General features: G+C 56.3%; 15 protein-coding genes. 11 read left to right on the plus strand and 4 right to left on the minus strand.

Going from position 1 to position 16,801, the window contains the following annotated elements:
* Positions 1-4: 4 nt before the first annotated feature.
* Complete coding sequence (locus IQ241_RS08785; RefSeq protein ID WP_193906101.1) at positions 5-757, minus strand: peptidylprolyl isomerase; 753 nt, start codon at positions 755-757, stop codon at positions 5-7.
* Between the two features lie 271 nt (positions 758-1,028).
* Entirely contained in the window at positions 1,029-2,336 is a 1,308-nt protein-coding gene (locus IQ241_RS08790) for an ABC transporter substrate-binding protein (RefSeq protein ID WP_193906103.1), read from the minus strand.
* An 826-nt stretch (positions 2,337-3,162) separates the two neighbouring features.
* Between IQ241_RS08790 and pilM the strand changes: the two genes are divergently transcribed.
* From pilM to IQ241_RS08825, 7 genes are all read left to right on the plus strand, one after another.
* Positions 3,163-4,245, plus strand: a complete 1,083-nt coding sequence (gene pilM, locus IQ241_RS08795; RefSeq protein WP_193906105.1) for a type IV pilus assembly protein PilM — start codon at positions 3,163-3,165, stop codon at positions 4,243-4,245.
* A gap of 3 nt (positions 4,246-4,248) precedes the next feature.
* Positions 4,249-5,058 carry a PilN domain-containing protein gene (locus IQ241_RS08800; protein ID WP_193906107.1) on the plus strand — a complete coding sequence of 270 codons (810 nt, stop codon included), beginning with the start codon at positions 4,249-4,251 and terminating at the stop codon, positions 5,056-5,058.
* A complete protein-coding gene (locus IQ241_RS08805) occupies positions 5,055-5,882 on the plus strand; it encodes a hypothetical protein (protein WP_193906108.1) in 828 nt (275 codons plus the stop codon). Before IQ241_RS08800 ends, IQ241_RS08805 begins: the two co-directional genes overlap by 4 nt.
* Before the next feature lie 138 nt (positions 5,883-6,020).
* Positions 6,021-8,129: a type IV pilus secretin family protein gene (locus IQ241_RS08810; protein ID WP_193906202.1), complete on the plus strand. Its 2,109-nt coding sequence runs from the start codon at positions 6,021-6,023 to the stop codon at positions 8,127-8,129.
* Between the two features lie 356 nt (positions 8,130-8,485).
* On the plus strand, positions 8,486-8,761 hold the full coding sequence (locus IQ241_RS08815; protein WP_193906109.1) for an HU family DNA-binding protein: 276 nt from the start codon (positions 8,486-8,488) through the stop codon (positions 8,759-8,761).
* Between the two features lie 6 nt (positions 8,762-8,767).
* On the plus strand, positions 8,768-9,880 hold the full coding sequence (cobD, locus tag IQ241_RS08820) for a threonine-phosphate decarboxylase CobD (RefSeq protein WP_193906111.1): 1,113 nt from the start codon (positions 8,768-8,770) through the stop codon (positions 9,878-9,880).
* Between the two features lie 33 nt (positions 9,881-9,913).
* Positions 9,914-11,323: an FAD-dependent oxidoreductase gene (locus IQ241_RS08825; RefSeq protein ID WP_193906113.1), complete on the plus strand. Its 1,410-nt coding sequence runs from the start codon at positions 9,914-9,916 to the stop codon at positions 11,321-11,323.
* Positions 11,324-11,329: 6 nt separating this feature from the next.
* Here IQ241_RS08825 and dcd read toward each other — a convergent pair whose 3' ends face one another.
* Together dcd and IQ241_RS08835 are read right to left on the minus strand one after the other, a co-directional pair.
* Positions 11,330-11,929 carry a dCTP deaminase gene (gene dcd, locus IQ241_RS08830; protein WP_193906115.1) on the minus strand — a complete coding sequence of 200 codons (600 nt, stop codon included), beginning with the start codon at positions 11,927-11,929 and terminating at the stop codon, positions 11,330-11,332.
* A gap of 59 nt (positions 11,930-11,988) precedes the next feature.
* Positions 11,989-12,546, minus strand: coding sequence for a P-loop NTPase family protein (locus tag IQ241_RS08835; protein ID WP_193906117.1), 558 nt, complete (start codon positions 12,544-12,546; stop codon positions 11,989-11,991).
* 190 nt (positions 12,547-12,736) lie between these two features.
* Here IQ241_RS08835 and rph point away from each other — a divergent pair, with 190 nt between their 5' ends.
* From rph to bchB, 4 genes are all read left to right on the plus strand, one after another.
* Positions 12,737-13,465, plus strand: a complete 729-nt coding sequence (gene rph / locus IQ241_RS08840) for a ribonuclease PH (protein WP_193906119.1) — start codon at positions 12,737-12,739, stop codon at positions 13,463-13,465.
* Positions 13,466-13,594: 129 nt separating this feature from the next.
* On the plus strand, positions 13,595-14,161 hold the full coding sequence (locus IQ241_RS08845; RefSeq protein WP_193906121.1) for a type 1 glutamine amidotransferase domain-containing protein: 567 nt from the start codon (positions 13,595-13,597) through the stop codon (positions 14,159-14,161).
* A gap of 176 nt (positions 14,162-14,337) precedes the next feature.
* Positions 14,338-15,039 carry a Uma2 family endonuclease gene (locus IQ241_RS08850; RefSeq protein WP_193906123.1) on the plus strand — a complete coding sequence of 234 codons (702 nt, stop codon included), beginning with the start codon at positions 14,338-14,340 and terminating at the stop codon, positions 15,037-15,039.
* A gap of 193 nt (positions 15,040-15,232) precedes the next feature.
* Complete coding sequence (bchB, locus tag IQ241_RS08855; RefSeq protein ID WP_193906125.1) at positions 15,233-16,759, plus strand: ferredoxin:protochlorophyllide reductase (ATP-dependent) subunit B; 1,527 nt, start codon at positions 15,233-15,235, stop codon at positions 16,757-16,759.
* The last annotated feature ends 42 nt before the right edge of the window (positions 16,760-16,801 follow it).

Consider the following 16,801-nt stretch of genomic DNA (forward strand, 5'->3'; position numbering starts at 1 on the left):
CAAACTATGTAACGGGCATAGGAGAGGGGTCGGGGGTAGAGGTCATGACCTCCATGGGCGTTTCCTGGAGCTGCTGCCGCAGCCATTCTTGAAAGAGCTCATCGAGCAGCCGCTGCCGCGTCGCCTCGTCCATCTGGGCGGGAACAAACTTTTCCAGTCGGGCAATCACCAGCCATTCGCCAATTGGGGTCGGTGCCCAGAGCTGGCCCGGCTGACTGACGGAGAGCATCTGCGCTAGGACGGGATGCGGCACACTGAGTTCCACCGGGCCAATCAGCCCGCCGGTTTGCGCCTCCTGCCCCTCAGCATACTGCCGCGCCAGTTCGGCGAACGAGTCGCCGTCATCGCTAATCCGGAAGTAGAGCTCCTGAGCCAGGCTGGCATCCTGTGTCCGAATCAGGGAATAGAGCACCCGGTCCAGGCTGGCTTTTCGCTGCAGGAAATAGGATTCGAGCTGCGACCCCCAGTTTTCTTCCTTGAAATGGCTGAGCCGCTCTTCATAGACCAGCTGGTCTAGCAGCTGATCTAACGTCAGCTGTTGCTGCTGCAGCCACTCCTGCTGGTCCGCCTCGGTCAGGAGCTGATGATTTTGGCAAAATGACCGATAGACCTGCTCCGGGTCGCATTCAACGGGCGCGATCGCGGTTTCTATAATCAGCCGCTGTGCCAGCTGCGGAATCATCTGATACTGCGTCAGCTTCTCCAGCAGTGCTGGTGCATCTAGCTGTGTTTGCCCAATTCGAAGTACTGGCCCCATGTCCTAACTTTTTTTGATGATTGCTAACGTTCAGCGTTCCCGGATTGGAATACAAATCAACTTTACATAGTGCTGGGTGAATTGGCCATTCTAGAATGGCCAATTCACCCAGCACTATCCCTGCTCCCTAGCAGCACTGGCAGCACTCAAAGGGGCCCATAATCTCTATCTGAGTTTTCTTAGAAAAGTCCGCTCAGATTATCTCAAAAAGGTGAAATTCTAGGGTTAACACAGGGATAAAGATTCAGAATCGTTGAAAGTTTAACGATCCTCAGCGGGCATCCCACTCCGCTGCTGCGTCCTCAACCGCCTGATCGACCGTCTTTTCCGCTAGCATGGCAGCCTGCAGGTTGTCATAGACAATTTTTTGCAATTCCTTAATATCTTCCATCGCGGGAATCAGCACTTCGGCATTAGCGAGCTGGTTGGCACTGACCGAGCGAGCCAGCTCAACCGGTGAGGCATCGGCGGGCAGATCGGTAAAATAGCTATCTTCCGTCGCGGCAATGGTAGAAGGCAGCACGTTCGCCGCTTTGGCAAAAGCCAGCTGATTTTCGTCATTGGTAACGTAGAGGGCAAACTTCAGCGCTGCCTCCGGCACGTCAGTCGAGCGCGGAATCACCAAATTCATCACCGCTACGTTGGTCTTGCCCGTGCTGCCGCTGATCTGGGGCGCTACCGCTGTCGCCTCCGCAATGTCGGGTGCATTTTTGGCGATCGCGTCCAAAAACTCAGCCCCCGATGCCAGAATCGCCGTTTCTCCAGCCTGATAGAGCTCAATGGCGCGGCGATGTCCCTGAGTCAAAACTTCCCGCGGCAGCAGCTCCTGCTGATATAGATCTGTCCAGTATTGAAAAACGGCCCGGCCGGCCGGCGTATTAAACGCCGCATTGCCTTCCTGATCGACCAGGGGTACGCCCATCTGGACAAAGGACTGCATCACATCCGCGGCGTCATCGGGCACAAAGCTGATAAAAAAGGCATGCTTACCCGTCTCCGCTTTAATCTGCTTTGCCACTTCAGCAAGTTCTGCAAAAGTCGCTGGCGGGTCACTGATGCCCGCTGCCTGAAAAATATTTTGGTTGTAAAGCGTCACTCGGGCGGTTAAATACCAGGGCAGCCCAAAGCTTTCATTGGCCAGCGTGCTGGCCTGCCAAATCTTCGGCAGGTAAACTGCCTTTTGCTCTGCTGAAACGGCCTCATTGAGCGGCAGCCAAGCGTTGCGGCTAGCCAGCTGGGAGGCAAAATCTGGGTTGAGATTGACGACGTCTGGCGCCGTATTCGCTGACACTGCCGTCAGCACCTTGCTCTGCATATCAGCCCAGGGGACATCGACCCAGTTCACCGTAATATCAGCATTCTCAGCCTCAAAGTCGGCAATCAGCTGATTGAAGTAGTCGGTAAACTTAGGCTGAAGCTGCATCGTCCAGAACTCGACCGTCTGGGTGCCGGACTGCTCATCCCCTGCGGCTGTTTCATTAGCCGATCGAGAACCGCTGCTACAGCTTGCCAAAATGGCGATCAGGCTGCCGACTAGCACCAGCGCCAAAAATTTTCTCCAGTGGCGAAACGGATTCATAGCAAGACTTTAGGGTGAAGGGCAGTCAGGTTCGCGAAAGCGGGCCGCGAACCCCGCCCGACGGCCGCCGGGCGAAGCCCATTATAGGCAATTGTCGCGCCGACCTCAATTATCCCAACTTGACTGAGGCTTGCGTTAGTTTGTTTCAGCTCATGGGCAGGTTATATCACCGGCATAGCTAAGCAGCGTCAACCGCAATGTCCCGGAAAAGCTGACTCGTTTTCCCGGCGTTTTCGATGAAGTTTTGAAATCGCATTGGGGATGACGGGGGATATAGGCTTTGTCGCAGGTAAGAATGACGACTCCGTAATTCTACCGAACTTTATCCCTTGCCCCTCCCAATCTTTCCTAGATCGGGTAATATCGCTCGTAAAAAAGTACACCCCCAGTTCACACCTTTTGCGAGGGCTTTTTGCAGATATTTATGGGCTTTTACCCATTCCTGTTTCCTTCTTCATCGAGAATGAGGAAAATCCGTAAAAAACCGTTGTTTAAACCTAATTTTGGGCAAAATACTCTCGGTTCCAATTCTGGCGGTCTCAACTCTGGCGGTTCTGGCTCGGGCCGGTTCTGACGCTATGCCAAAACGTCGTGGGCCAGATCCAAGCCAAAGCTGAATCCGTAGTTTAAGGGCTCGGGTTTTGCCGCGATCGCAACTGGCTGACTTCTCTGGCTGACTTCTCTGGCTGACTTCTCTGGCTGACTTCTCTGGCTGACTTCTCTGGCTGACTTCTCTGGCTGACTTCTCTGGCTGACTTCTCTGGCTGACTTCTCTGGCTGACTTCTCTGGCCAAATTCCCAAATCTTCCGTGGGCGGACAATTACTGTGAACAATTTAAAGTCTTTATTTTCTAGAAAACCGCCTGGGGTCGGGGTAGAGCTGACGCCTGAGCGAGTCAATATTGCCCGCCTGCGTCGGCAGGGACAAAAGCTCCAGCTAGAGACGCTCTACTCGGCAGAAATTCCTGAAGGCATTTTTGAAGAGGGTCAGATTGTCGATAGTAGTGAGATGGCCGCGGTAATCCAGTCTGCCCTGAGTGAAAGCAAGCTCAAGGCCAAGCGAGTGACCTCAGCTATTCCCGGCCGGGCGATTACCCGCGTGATTCCAGTGCCTTCAGAGCTAGACGATGCTGAATTGCGGGAAATGGTGCTCAACCAAGAGGCCAGCCTGTACCTGCCCTTTCCCCGCGAAGAAGCAGACGTGGACTACCAAAAGCTGGGCTTTTTTGTCGATGAGGATGGGATAGAAAAGGTTCAGGTGCTGCTAGTCGCTGTTAAGAAAGGCATCACCGATACCTATGCCGAAACCTTTGCCCAGGCCGGGCTGACGCTAGATATTTTAGAAACCTCTAACTTTGCCCTGATTCGGACGATTCGCGAGCAGCTGAGGCAGTTTACCTCGCAAGAATCGGCGGCGATTGTCGATATCCAATTTGAAAGTACTGAAATTTCAATTGTGGTAGACGGCATTCCCCATTTTTCTCGCACCGTGCCGATTGGTACCTTCCAAATTCAAAGCGCCCTGAGTCGGGCCATGAACTTACCGCCCAATCGTAACACCGACCTGATCCAAGGTATGGCCGTACCTGCCGCCGCTGCTCGGGCGGGCGGCGGCAACCCCGGCACCACCGCGATGCTGCGAATCCTGGGCGAGCTGTCAGATGAGCTGCGGCGCTCGATCGACTTTTATCTGAATCAAAGCGCAAATATCGAGGTGACGCAGCTGCTGCTGGCAGGGCCGGGTGGCGCCATCGGTCAGCTTGACGAATTTTTTACCCAGCGGCTCAACCTGCCGGCTAGCCTAATTGACCCGATTACGGCGCTATCGCTGGAGGTCAGTGAAGATATTTCCCCGGCCCAGCGGCCGGGACTGGCTACTGTACTGGGTTTAGGCCTTCGAGAGGTATAGAACATGTACGGCGTTGATATCAATTTTCTAAACGATCGCGGCGTTCGACCGGTCGAGGTACGCTCCAGTAAGCTGGCGGCTCCCCGTCCGACCAGCGATCGCAAGCCCCTGATGCTCGGCCTAGTCGTTGCCATGGCTGCCCTGGGGGCGCTTGGCGGCGCTTGGCTGGTCTTGCAACAGCAGCAGCGCGGCCTGCTGGCTCAGCAGGCTGACCTGACGGCACAGCTTCAGGCACTCGAGGCCGAGATTGGCCAGATCGAAACGATTCGACAGCAGACCCAGGCCATCCGAGACGAAAGCCAGGCGCTGGCTTCAGTTTTTGAACGGATTCGACCCTGGTCAGCGATCGTGCAGGATATCCAGAATCGGATTCCAACTCGCACGCAGATTACTTCAATTACTCAGACAGCGCCGCCAGCAGCAACAGCGGCACCGGCAGAAGCGACAGCGGCACCGGCAGAAGGACAAGTGATTGCCCCAGCTGCCTCACCCGCGGGCGGGTTGGAAATTTCCGGCAACGCCTGCTCCTTTGACGATGTCAATGACTTTCTGCTAACGCTGCAAAACTCTCCGTTCCTGGTTGGACCCACCGTCCAGATTACGGAAGCAACGCTCAGTGAACCCATCCCGGGTCGCTGCCCCGGCGATCCGGTCAACGGTCAGCCCCTAGCCCTGGCCGAATATACGATTACCGGCGACATCCAGAGCATTCCGGCGGCTGAACTACTGGCAGAACTCAATAAGCAGCAGGAGCCGACCGGCCTAGCTGCCCGCATTCAAGCCCTTCAAGAAACAGGAATAGTCGCGCAATGAGCAGCATCAGCGGAGATTATATTAACGACGATTTCGATGCCGGTCCGGTCTATCCAGAAGTCTTTGGCGTCGAGATGACACCCCAGATCTTAGGCGCTTTAGCCGCAGTCGCGGGCGTTGCCCTGGCGGGGTTTGCCTTTGTGCGATTTGTTCTCCCCGTCTACCAGACGAATCAGACCATTCGCGCTGATATCAATGATAAAAACAGCCAGCTCGCGAGTCAGGCCGAGCAGATTGCCGCAGCCGAGCAGGCCAACGCCGAGCTAGAGCAAGCCCTGGAACAGCGCCGCACAGTCTATTCGCTGTTTGCCAGTGAGAGCACGATGGATACGCTGCTGCTAGACCTCAACCAGCGGGTCAAGAGCAGCAATGCCGCCCTCGGTAGCGTTCGCAATCAGGTCAGCAGTCGCGGTATTCCACCGCTGCTGCTAGAAGCCCAGCTGCAAAATTTCAGTCCCGAAGGTGAAACCGTCATCAGCGACGGCTCTCTGGGCGATGGCGTCAACGGCAAGCTCAAGCGCGATACCTACACGATTGAGTTTCGCGGTGACTTTGCCCAAACCGAAGCCATTCTCAGAAATATTGAGCGGCTAGAGCCGCTGCTGCTGTTTCGTGAATTCACGATTGAAAGTGAAGAACCCATTGCTGAAACGGTGATTGGCGCCAATGGCCAGGTCGTTGCTCAGCCCAAGATTCCCATCGTCACCAGCTTCCAAATTGATGCCCTGATTCCCACCACGGCCCCCGACGAGCTGCCGACCATTGCTCCGCCCCCCGATCCCGCTGCCCCGGTTGATGGAGCAGTCCCGGCTGAGGGCGGCTAGTTAACCCATCCGCCCCCAATCAAGCCGATTTCAACACCTATTCTTGGCGCCCGGTGTCATCCCCCGGCGTCCATCCAATATCCTGCCTAGATTGTGAAGGAGTGAACTGTGAAACGTCGTTTTAAATTTGGTAGCTTAATGGCTGGTGGGGCGCTGATGGCCCTGATGTCGCAGCCCGCATCGGCCGCAACTGTGATTAAGGGCATTGCCCTCGACCAGACTGAGAAAGGGCTTGAGCTGTCTTTAAAGACTGCTGGTGACGACGCCGAAATCTTTTCAGCTCGCCAGGGTAAAACCCTTCAGGCTGACATTACTAACGCCCGGCTAGATCTGCCCTGGGGCAAGCGCTATCAGCGGGCCAACCCCGCCCCTGGCATTGCCGCCATTCAGCTAGAGGCGCTGGAGGGCGATCGCGTCCGCCTGACCGTAACCGGCACCCAAACCGCGCCGATCAGCGATTTCCAGAAAAGCGCCGACAAGGGCCTGCAGGTGAGCTTGGATACCCGTCCCAACGCCACCGCTCGCCGGACTACGCTACCGGCCCGGCTGCAAACTGTCCCCGCCCAGGAGCTGGCCCAGGCGAACCCCGAAGCCGATCGGGAAGAAGACGCAGCGCCCGAAGTGCTAATTCCCAATCCGCCAGTGACCATCGATGGAGCCCCGGCAACGCCTCCCATTCTAAATGCGCCGCCGCCTTTCCTACCCCGAGCCGTTGCTCCCCCCGTTGGCGACATCTCGATTTCCGAAATCGATTCCAGCCTAGACCTGATTAATCTGGGCACCACTGAGCGCGTCCCTCGGCTAGTCCTACGGGATGCTTCCGCCCGCGAAGTGCTTTCCCTGCTGGCTCGGGCGGCTAACCTCAACCTGGCCTTCACGAATACCAATGCCGAAGAAGAAAGTACTGAAGTGCGGGTTTCGCTCGATATCCAGGACGAGCCGGTACAGGACGTCTTCAACTATGTACTGCAAATTTCTGGCTTAGAGGCTAACCGAGTTGGCAGGACCATTTTTGTCGGCACGAGACTTCCCAATGCGGCTCGCAACGTCATGACGCGGAGTATTCGACTAAATCAGGTTGATGTAGCCACTGCGCTCAACTTTCTAGTTGCTATGGGCGCAGAGAGTGCAGTTTCTCGGGAGCGATTGGTCACCAGCGTTAATGCGGTCGAGGTTGGTGACGGGGTTGCGACTACCGACACCCAAACGACGACTGAGGCCAGACTTGAGAATCAGCGCATCGACTATGCAGACTCTATCCCGCTGCTGAGGGGCCTGCAGGTGATTGGCGATGAGCGCACCAACTCAGTAACACTGGTTGGGACACCTAGGCAGGTGCAAATTGCTACAGCTCAGCTGACTCAGATCGATCTGCGGCGGCGGCAGGTGGCGATTAACGTGCGGGTTATTGACGTTGATTTGAGCGCGATCGACGCATTGGGGACTAGCTTTTCCTTTGGCGTAGACGATGCTAGCTTCCTCAGTACAAACGGGGTAGGTGTATTCAACTTTGGCGATAGGACTCCAGCTAACAGTGGCGTTTCAGCGTCTCAGGTCGGACGAGGGGTTGCCAACTTATTCGGACTCACTAATCCAGTAAGCTTTGTTACCGATTTTCTGCTCCAGCTTCAGGCGGTAGTAACCAACGGTCAGGCTAAAATTGTCACTGACCCGACTTTGGTAGTTCAGGAAGGTCAAACAGCCGCAGTTCAACTAACCCAAGAAGTTGTCACCAATGTCACTGAGACAGTAGAAACCACTGATGCAGGCATCATTAGAACTACGACATTTGAAAAAGAAGCCGCTGGTCTCAATCTCCAGATTCAGGTCGAGCGAGTGGATGATAATGGATTCGTTGCCCTATCTGTTGCTCCCTCCATTTCGGCTCCGACCGATACCTTTAATACCGGGACCGGGACGACAGCCGTTCTGCTGGCTGAGCGGCAGCTTTCTTCAGGACTAATTCGCGTTCGGGACGGTCAGACTCTGATTTTATCAGGCATCATTCAGGAAAGCGATCGCGTCACGACCTCGAAAGTCCCCATTTTGGGAGATATTCCGCTGCTGGGGGCGCTATTTAGAAGCACCAATCGTACTAACGAGCGGCAGGAGCTAATCGTCTTGCTGACGCCACAGATCATCGACGACTCTGACCAGAGTGCGTTTGGCTATAGCTATACGCCTGGCGAAGACGTGCAGCAGCTTCTAGATCGACGCCAGAACCCTGGGCAGCAGCCGAATCGGTAGAGCCTAGACTGCTGCAATCGCAACCAGGTTCCGGTTATATTGCCTTTGGGCTGGACCAAAAAATCCTGAAATCCTTATCTCAAAGGGATTTCAGGATTTTTTTATGTCGCAAAATCGGAGCAAAATGGCGATTTGCGTACGTGAAGTTTCCTAAAAATCCCTGAAATCCATAGAAAATCAAGGTTTTATCGATCAATATGTGCTGAGTACCCCTTAGAATAAGTCAGTAAAAATATGAGGTTTCAAGGGTTTCAGCCATTCGCTGACCATTGGCCTTGTGCAGTCTAGAGGTTTACCTTAGCTGAGTAGACCTCCCCTTGCTGATTTACTGAATACCATCCCAAGAGGAGATAAGTATGAATAAAGGTGAGCTTGTCGATACGGTAGCTGAAAAGGCTGCTGTCACTAAAAAGCAGGCTGACGCTGTGATCACAGCGGCCGTCGAAGCGATTATGGAAGCGGTCTCCAATGGCCAGAAAGTAACCCTGGTTGGATTTGGTTCATTTGAGCCGCGCGATCGCAAACAGCGTGAAGGCCGCAATCCCAAAACGGGTGACACCATGATGATTCCGGCCACCACCGTGCCCGCTTTCTCAGCCGGAAAGCAGTTCAAAGAGATGGTTGCCAAATAAAGCCACTTGTCACGTTCACCCTTTGAACCCGCTCATGGGGGCAACCTAGTTTGGGCCGCTCGGCTTGCGCGCTGTGCTCCCCATGAGCTACTCGATTTTTCTGCTAGCATCAGTCCGCTTGGGCCGCCGCCATCCGTCTTGGCAGCAATCCAGGCGGCTTTTTCATCTTTGACGGCCTACCCTGACCCCAGGTATCAGGCCCTTTGCCAGCAGCTCGCCCGGGTGCATGAAATCGACGCCGACTGGGTTCTACCCGGGAATGGCGCGGCAGCGCTGCTGACCTGGGCCGGTCGCGAGCTCGCCCAGCATCCTTGCTGGCTGCTGACTCCCGCCTTTAGCGACTATGCTCGGGCCGTCGCTGCCTTTGCCGGGCAAGTGATTGAAGTTCCCCTTCAGCAGCAGCATTGGCCGACCGACCCGGACTGGGCCGCCGCGCTCACGGCCGCTATCCCAGCGGGGACAGACCTGAGCCAATGTAGTCTGCTGCTGAATAATCCCCACAATCCAACCGGCGCACTGCTCAGCCGGGAAGCGATTCGACCTTTTTTAGAGACCTTTGGCCTGGTCGTGGTCGATGAAGCCTTTATGGACTTTCTGCCCCCCTCCCAGCAGCAAAGCCTGATTGCTTGGGTCGAAAGCTTCCCCAATTTAGTCGTCCTGAGATCGCTGACCAAGTTCTACAGCCTGCCGGGCCTACGGATGGGCTATGCCGTTGCCCATCCCCACCGGCTGCGACGCTGGCAGCAATGGCGCGATCCCTGGTCCGTCAATACATTGGCCGCCGCCGCCGCGATCGCGGCCCTCCAGGACACCGACTTCCAGCAGCAGACCTGGGACTGGCTGGGAGTGGCAAAACCAGACCTATACGCTGGGCTCGCAGCGCTGCCGGGCCTATCCCCACGACCCGGCAGCGCTAATTTTCTGCTGGTAGACTGCGACTGCCCTAGCCCTAAGCTGCAAAAGCAGCTGCTGATCCGGCATAGAATCTATATTCGGGACTGTAGCAGCTTTGCTGAAATCGGCGATCGCGCCTTCCGGGTTGCGGTTAAGACCGGTGCCGACCATCAGCGGCTGCTCGCAGGGCTGGCTGATGTTTTGAGTGATGGAGTGATGGAGTGATGGAGTGATGGAGTGGGGAGTCGGGAAAACTGAATGGTGGACTATGACCTGGTGATTTTGGGAGGGGCTCCAGAGGGGCGCATTGCTGCCCTGACGGCCACTGCTATGGGGGCAAGGGTTGCCCTGGTCGAGCCGCCCGGCCGCTGGCAGCAGCAGCGCCAGACCGACTATTTACTCCAGGGGCTGCGGCAGGTGGGTCAGCAGCGGCAGTCAGCGGCAGCTGCGTTTTGGAGTCAGTCCGGCGGTGGGTCACTGGACTGGTCTCGGCTGCTGCGGTGGAGCGCGATCGCGGCAGAATCGGAGGCATCTATCGTCTCTGCCGCTGTCCTGGGCGCGCGGGGCGTAGACCTGATTCTAGCGCCACCCGTCCAACTTGCCAGCAGCCCGTCAGTGCGAGTCGCCACCCAGCAGCGACGACTGTTGGGTCGCGGCCTGCTGATTGCAACCGGCACCGTCCCTGATTATCCCAACCCCAACCGTCAGGCAGCGCTCAGCGGTGCTCCCGACTGCCTCTATCAGCATTCGGCCCTACCCCAGCGGATCGCTATCTTTGGCGGTTCTCTAACCGCCTTAGCCTGGGCTCAGGCGCTTCGTGCGGCAGGGGCTGAGGTCTCGCTCATTGCACCGCGACTGCTGCCCGGTGAAGACAGCGATATTCGTCGGCTGCTGCTGGGTCAGCTGACGGCGGAAGGCATCGGCGTAACGCCGTCCAGCAGCGCAGAGAAAGCTGAGAGACAGCTCTCGCTGCACATTCAAAAGCCACCTCCGGACTGCTGTCTGGTCCTATCCCCTCAGCAGGTCGCCTGGTCCCAGCAGCTCGCCGCCGCTGGCATCCCATTGCAGACCGGCAGACTATGTGTCAACCGCTATCTGCAGACGGCCCAGTCCCGAGTCTTCGCCTGCGGCTCTGTACTCGGCGGCCTCGACCATTCCGCCCTGGCCGCTTTGGAAGCCGAAACCGCAGTCCACAATGCCCTCTTTTGGCCTCGCCGGACCATCCAATACCAAACCTTTCCCTACAGCAGCCAAACCCAGCCAACCGTGGGTCGCGTCGGTCTGACAGAAGTCCAGGCCCGCCAGCGGTATGGCGGCGAAGTCCAGGTTTTGACCGCCAGCGCCGCCAATGCCGCTAGCCTGAACGCAGAAATTCCCCATCCGTCCTTTTGTAAACTGATCTGCTTAGAGAATGGCCGACTGCTCGGGGCGCACCTGCTCGGGGTCGGGGCTGGGGAAGTCGCCTACGGCCTGGCTTTGTGGCTGAAGTCCGGGACCAGCGTCGATCGCCTGCCTAGCCGCTGGGCTCACTTCGAGGCGCTATCTCCGACGCTAACCAGCCTGCTTCAGCGGGCCGTCAGCCAGCGCCGTCAGGCCCGTTGGCAAATCGGCAGCTGGCGCCGAGACAGCGCCGAGAATTGGTTTAACTGGCGTCGCAGCCGGCTGTAAGCGAGCTTAGATTCTGGCTAGGGTCACCGCTTCCGGCTGGTCCTGGTATTTCCCCCGGCGGGTGTCGTAGCAGACCTGGCAGGGCTCGCCTTCTAAAAAGAGCAGCTGCACTACGCCCTCATTGGCATAAATCCGGCAGTCGGCGCTAGAGGAATTGGAAAATTCTAGGGTCAGATAGCCGCGCCAGCCCGCTTCCGCCGGCGTCAGGTTAGCGATAATGCCGCAGCGGGCATAGGTGCTCTTACCGATGCAGATCGTCGTAATGTTATTGGGAATTTGCAGTCGCTCTAACGCGACACCTAAGCCGTAGGAGTGGGCAGGGAGAATGAAGTAGCTGCCGTTCTCATCCTGCTTCAGCTCGGTGGGCTCAAGATTACCAGGATTAAAGTTTTTGGGGTCAATCACCGTGCCGGGGACATGGCGAAAAATCCGAAACTCCCGTGGCGAGAGGCGAATATCGTAGCCGTAGGAGGAAAGCCCGTAGCTGATCACAGGCGTTTCAGCGGGACCGCTAGATAGCTGCACGCGGCGAATTAGGCTGGGCTCGAACGGCTGAATCATGCCCTTCGCAGCTGAGGTCTGAATCCAGGCATCGTTTTTAATCATGGCGAGGTCTCTACTAGGTGTATGGGGCTGGGCTGGACAGGCTGCTTCGCAAAATGGCGCTACAGCAGATAGTTACGGCGAAACTCGGTGACTTGGTCTGCGATCGCAATCAGCGAATCGGGCATCTGCGGACCGGTCAGCACCACTTCAATCTGAGGCGGTCGTTCCTTCAGAAAAATCAGCACTTCATTTTCTGTCAGCAGGCCAAACTCGAGCGCCAGGCTCAGCTCGTCTAGCACCACCAGGCCGTATTTTCCCTGCTCAACGGCGGTTTGGGTGTGCTGCCAGAGGTCTAGCAGGGCGACCTCAGCCTCGGCGGGCACCTCAGGCCCGCTGATACAGCCGGGATAGTCGCAGCGCAGCCAGGTTAGATTTTGCCCCATCTGCGTCGGCTGCGTCGGCCCTTGACCAATGCCGCCTTTAAGAAACTGTACAATCAGCACGGGTAGCCCCTGCTCGGCAGCCCGCAGCGCCTGCACCATCACGTTTGTAAAAAAGCTGCGGTGGGGCGAAGTAAAGACCTGAACCGTGCCCTCGATGGTGTGCAACAGCGGATGCCGACGAATCTTAGTGGGCGGTGAGCTGGCTCCAGACAAGGCCCTAAGCTGTGAGACCATAGCGGCTTGTGGCGAATAACGCCCTAAATATAGCGTATTTTTGCCTTAGAAAATCATGATTGCGCTAGATATCGAAATGTAATACAAATGTTTTATTAACTTAGTCTAACCCTAAAAGCTCATCCTTTGCTTGCGTAATGCCGTTAGCGTCTGCCTGTATGGTGAATGTAAACTTTATCCCTGAACTCCCATGACCTGGCAGCGTCCCGATGGTCGTCAACCCGACGAACTGCGACCGTTTCGATTTGAGCGGCAGTTTACCCGATATGCAGCGGGCTCAGTCCTGACCCACTGCGGCAATACCCAAGTGCTCTGCACCGTATCGGTAGAGTCCGGCGTCCCCCCGTTCCTGGAAGGCAAGGGCCGGGGCTGGCTGACGGCAGAATATCGGATGCTGCCCAGCGCCACCCAGTCGCGTAAAGAGCGAGAATTCACGCGGCTTTCGGGGCGAACCCAGGAAATTCAGCGGCTGATTGGCCGCAGCCTGCGCGCGGCTTTGAACATGAAAGCCCTAGGCGAACGCACCCTGACCGTCGATGCCGATGTCCTCCAGGCCGATGGCGGCACAAGGACGGCGGCGATTACCGGTGGATATGTGGCTTTGGAGGACGCGATCGCGGCTCTCCTAAAAGCAGGCGACCTCGTCACCTCACCCATACAGCATCAGATCGGCGCCATCTCTGTCGGTCTGCTGGAGGGCCAGCCGCTGCTCGATCTCAACTACCCCGAAGACCTGGCCGCCGACATTGACTTTAACGTCGTGATGACCGGTCAGCGCCAGTTCATCGAAGTTCAGGGTACCGCCGAGGCCAACAGCTTTAGCCGCGAGCAGCTGAATCAGATGCTAGACTGCGCCGAAAAAGGTATCGGAGACCTGCTTAAGCTCCAGCAAGCGGCTTTGGCTGACGGCAGTTCATAGACCCAAAGGAAAACCCGGATTAAACAGCGTCTTTATGTCTTTAGGAAGAGGGAAGGATTGACCGTTTGTGGGAATAAAGCCGCTTTACTTTCGTTTATATTGGTAATTGCAGACATCGACAAGGAGTTAATGGATAACCAACTCAATAACAAAAAGATTGCAATTCTCACTACCAATGGATTTGAACAGGTAGAGCTGACGAGTCCACGTGAAGCATTACAAAGTGCCGGTGCCCAAGTGCATATCGTCTCCCCTCAAAGCGATCGGGTACAGGGCTGGAACCACTACGATAAGGCCGACATATTCGAAGTAGACGTGCCGCTCAGTCAGGCAAATGCTGGAAACTATGATGCATTGCTCTTGCCCGGTGGAGTCGCCAACCCCGACCAGCTGCGAGTAGATCAGCAGGCGGTTCAATTCATTCGAGCCTTTGCCGACGCAGGCAAGCCGATTGCGGCCATTTGCCACGGCCCCTGGACGCTGATTGAAGCAGGCATTGTCAAGGGTCGCCAGGTTACTTCCTACCAGTCGATCAAGACTGATTTGCAGAATGCGGGTGCTCACTGGGTTGACCAGGAAGTTGTCATTGATAACAATTTGATTACTAGCCGCAATCCGGGCGACCTATCTGCCTTCAACCGCGCGATTGTTGATGGCTTTGCTGCCGGTCGGAAGCGAGAGTTGCAGATGGCATAGTGCCTCAATAACAATCTGGCTTGAGAAGCAGGGATGGATATATCCATCCCTGCTTTTTGTTGTTTGCAGATAGAAGAATCGAGCCCTATAGCTGCTAACTCTTCTCCAGCGGTGACGCGGCCGCTATGTTAGATTGAATCTATTGGATTATTCCTGCCGCTATGCTGGAGAGCGCCATGACGAGCGCAGCTGATCTCAACCTCGATGTCGATTATCCCGAATCGGATGGTAAGCCGATGGCCGAGAGCGACTATCAGCGACCCTACATCGCCTACGGCACCGAAATACTCAACATCTTCTTTGCCGACCAGCCTCAGGTCTATGTCTCTGGAAATCTGCTGATCTACTACGAAGAAGGGAATCCCAAAGCCTGCGTCGCTCCCGATGTCTTCGTTGTCCTGAATCGGCCCAAGGGCAAGCGCAAGTCCTACAGGACCTGGCAGGAAAACAACCAGTACCCTAGCTTCATTTTAGAGATCACCTCAAAATCTACCATCAGCGAAGACCAGGGCACCAAGCGAGGGCTCTACGCCTTTTGGGGCGTGCCTGAATACTTCCAGTACGACCCCAGCGCCGACTATCTAGAGCCGCCGCTCCAGGGCCACCGGCTGGTAGAGGGCAACTATCTACCCATACCCGCTACGCCGCTACCCCAAGGCGGTCTATCTATCACCAGCAGCGTTTTGGGGCTAGAGCTGCGTTTAGAGCAGGGAGAGCTCCGCTTCTACAACCCGGCGACGGGAAAGAAGCTGCTCAGCCATGCCGAGTCTGAAGCCGCCCGGCAAACTGCTGAAGCCGCTCGGCAGGTAGCTCAGGACCGAGCAGAGCAGTTGGCAGCCCGGTTACGGAGTTTAGGGATTGACCCTGATTCGGTGTAGCCGGTTCAGCAGACTTCCTTTACTTTAGTGGGGGCACCCCTGTCAGCGCCTTTGAAAGTCCAGATCTGGCAGACGACAAGAGGGGTTCTGCCAGCCTTGCGATATGTGAACAGAGCCGCTTGACCACGCTGCATCTTTGCAAGAATGAAAAGCAGTGAATTGACCATGCTCTGAACTCAAGGAAGACTGCGCTATGAAACTGGCCTATTGGATGTATGCAGGTCCCGCCCATATTGGCACCCTCCGCATTGCCAGTTCCTTTAAGAACGTTCACGCCATCATGCACGCGCCGCTGGGAGATGACTACTTCAACGTGATGCGTTCGATGCTGTCTCGCGAACGTAACTTTACCCCAGTCACCACCAGCGTCGTCGATCGCAACGTGCTCGCTCGAGGATCGCAGGAAAAGGTAATCGATAATATCACCCGCAAGGATACCGAAGAGGCTCCCGACCTAATCGTGCTGACGCCGACCTGCACTTCCAGCATTTTGCAAGAGGACCTGCAAAATTTCGTCGAGCGGGCCCAGCTCGATGCCCAGGGCGATGTCATGCTGGCAGATGTCAACCACTACCGGGTGAACGAGCTCCAGGCTGCTGACCGTACGCTCCAGCAGATTGTGCAGTACTACCTGGCAAAGGCGCAGAAGAAAGGCGAGCTGCCCGGGGATAAGACTGAGCAGCCCTCGGTCAATATCATCGGCATGACGACGCTGGGCTTCCACAACAACCATGATGCGACCGAACTGAAGCGCCTGATGGCAGAGCTGGGCATTCAGGTGAATCAAGTGATGCCGGAAGGGGCGTCGGTCAAAAATCTGAAAAACCTGACCCGGGCCTGGTTTAACCTGGTGCCCTACCGCGAGATTGGGCCGCTGACGGCGCAGTACCTCCAGTCAGAATTCGACATGCCCTACGTGGACATTACGCCGATGGGCATCATCGACACCGCTCGCTGTATTCGGGCCATCCAGAAGGTGCTCAACCAGCAGGGCGCTAGCGCCGACTACGAGCAGTACATCGACAACCAAACCCAGTTTGTTTCCCAGGCGGCCTGGTTCTCACGCTCGATTGACTGCCAAAACCTCACTGGCAAGCGGGCAGTTGTCTTTGGCGACAGCACCCACGCTGCTGCTATTACCAAGATTTTGGCTCGCGAGATGGGCATTAAGGTGGTGCTGGCGGGCTCCTACTGCAAGTATGATACCGACTGGTTTACGCAGGAAGTAGGCGAATACTGCGATGAAGTGCTGATCAGCGAAGACCACGGCGCGATCGCGGATAAGATTGCCCAGCTCGAACCGGCGGCGATCTTTGGCACTCAAATGGAGCGGCATGTGGGCAAGCGGTTGGATATTCCCTGCGGCGTCATCGCCGCGCCGATTCACGTCCAGAATTTTCCCGTGGGCTATCGGCCTTTCCTGGGCTATGAGGGGGCCAACCAGGTGGTGGACCTGATCTACAACTCCTTTACGCTGGGGATGGAAGACCATCTGCTGGAGATCTTCGGCGGCCATGATACCAAGGAAGTCATCACCAAGACGGTCTCTGCCGAGTCTGACCTGAGCTGGAGCAAGGATGGGCTAGCCGAGCTGAATAAGATTCCAGGCTTTGTGCGGGGCAAGGTAAAGCGGAATACGGAGAAATTTGCCCGCGATCGCGGCTTCTCAGAAATCACCGCTGAAGTCCTCTACGCCGCTAAAGAAGCCGTCGGCGCATAGGCCCGGAATCTTCCTTAAGACAGTTAACCTTTCTTAATATTT

Origin of the sequence: Vasconcelosia minhoensis LEGE 07310 (genome assembly GCF_015207255.1) — a bacterium.
Lineage (GTDB): Bacteria > Cyanobacteriota > Cyanobacteriia > Phormidesmidales > Phormidesmidaceae > Vasconcelosia > Vasconcelosia minhoensis.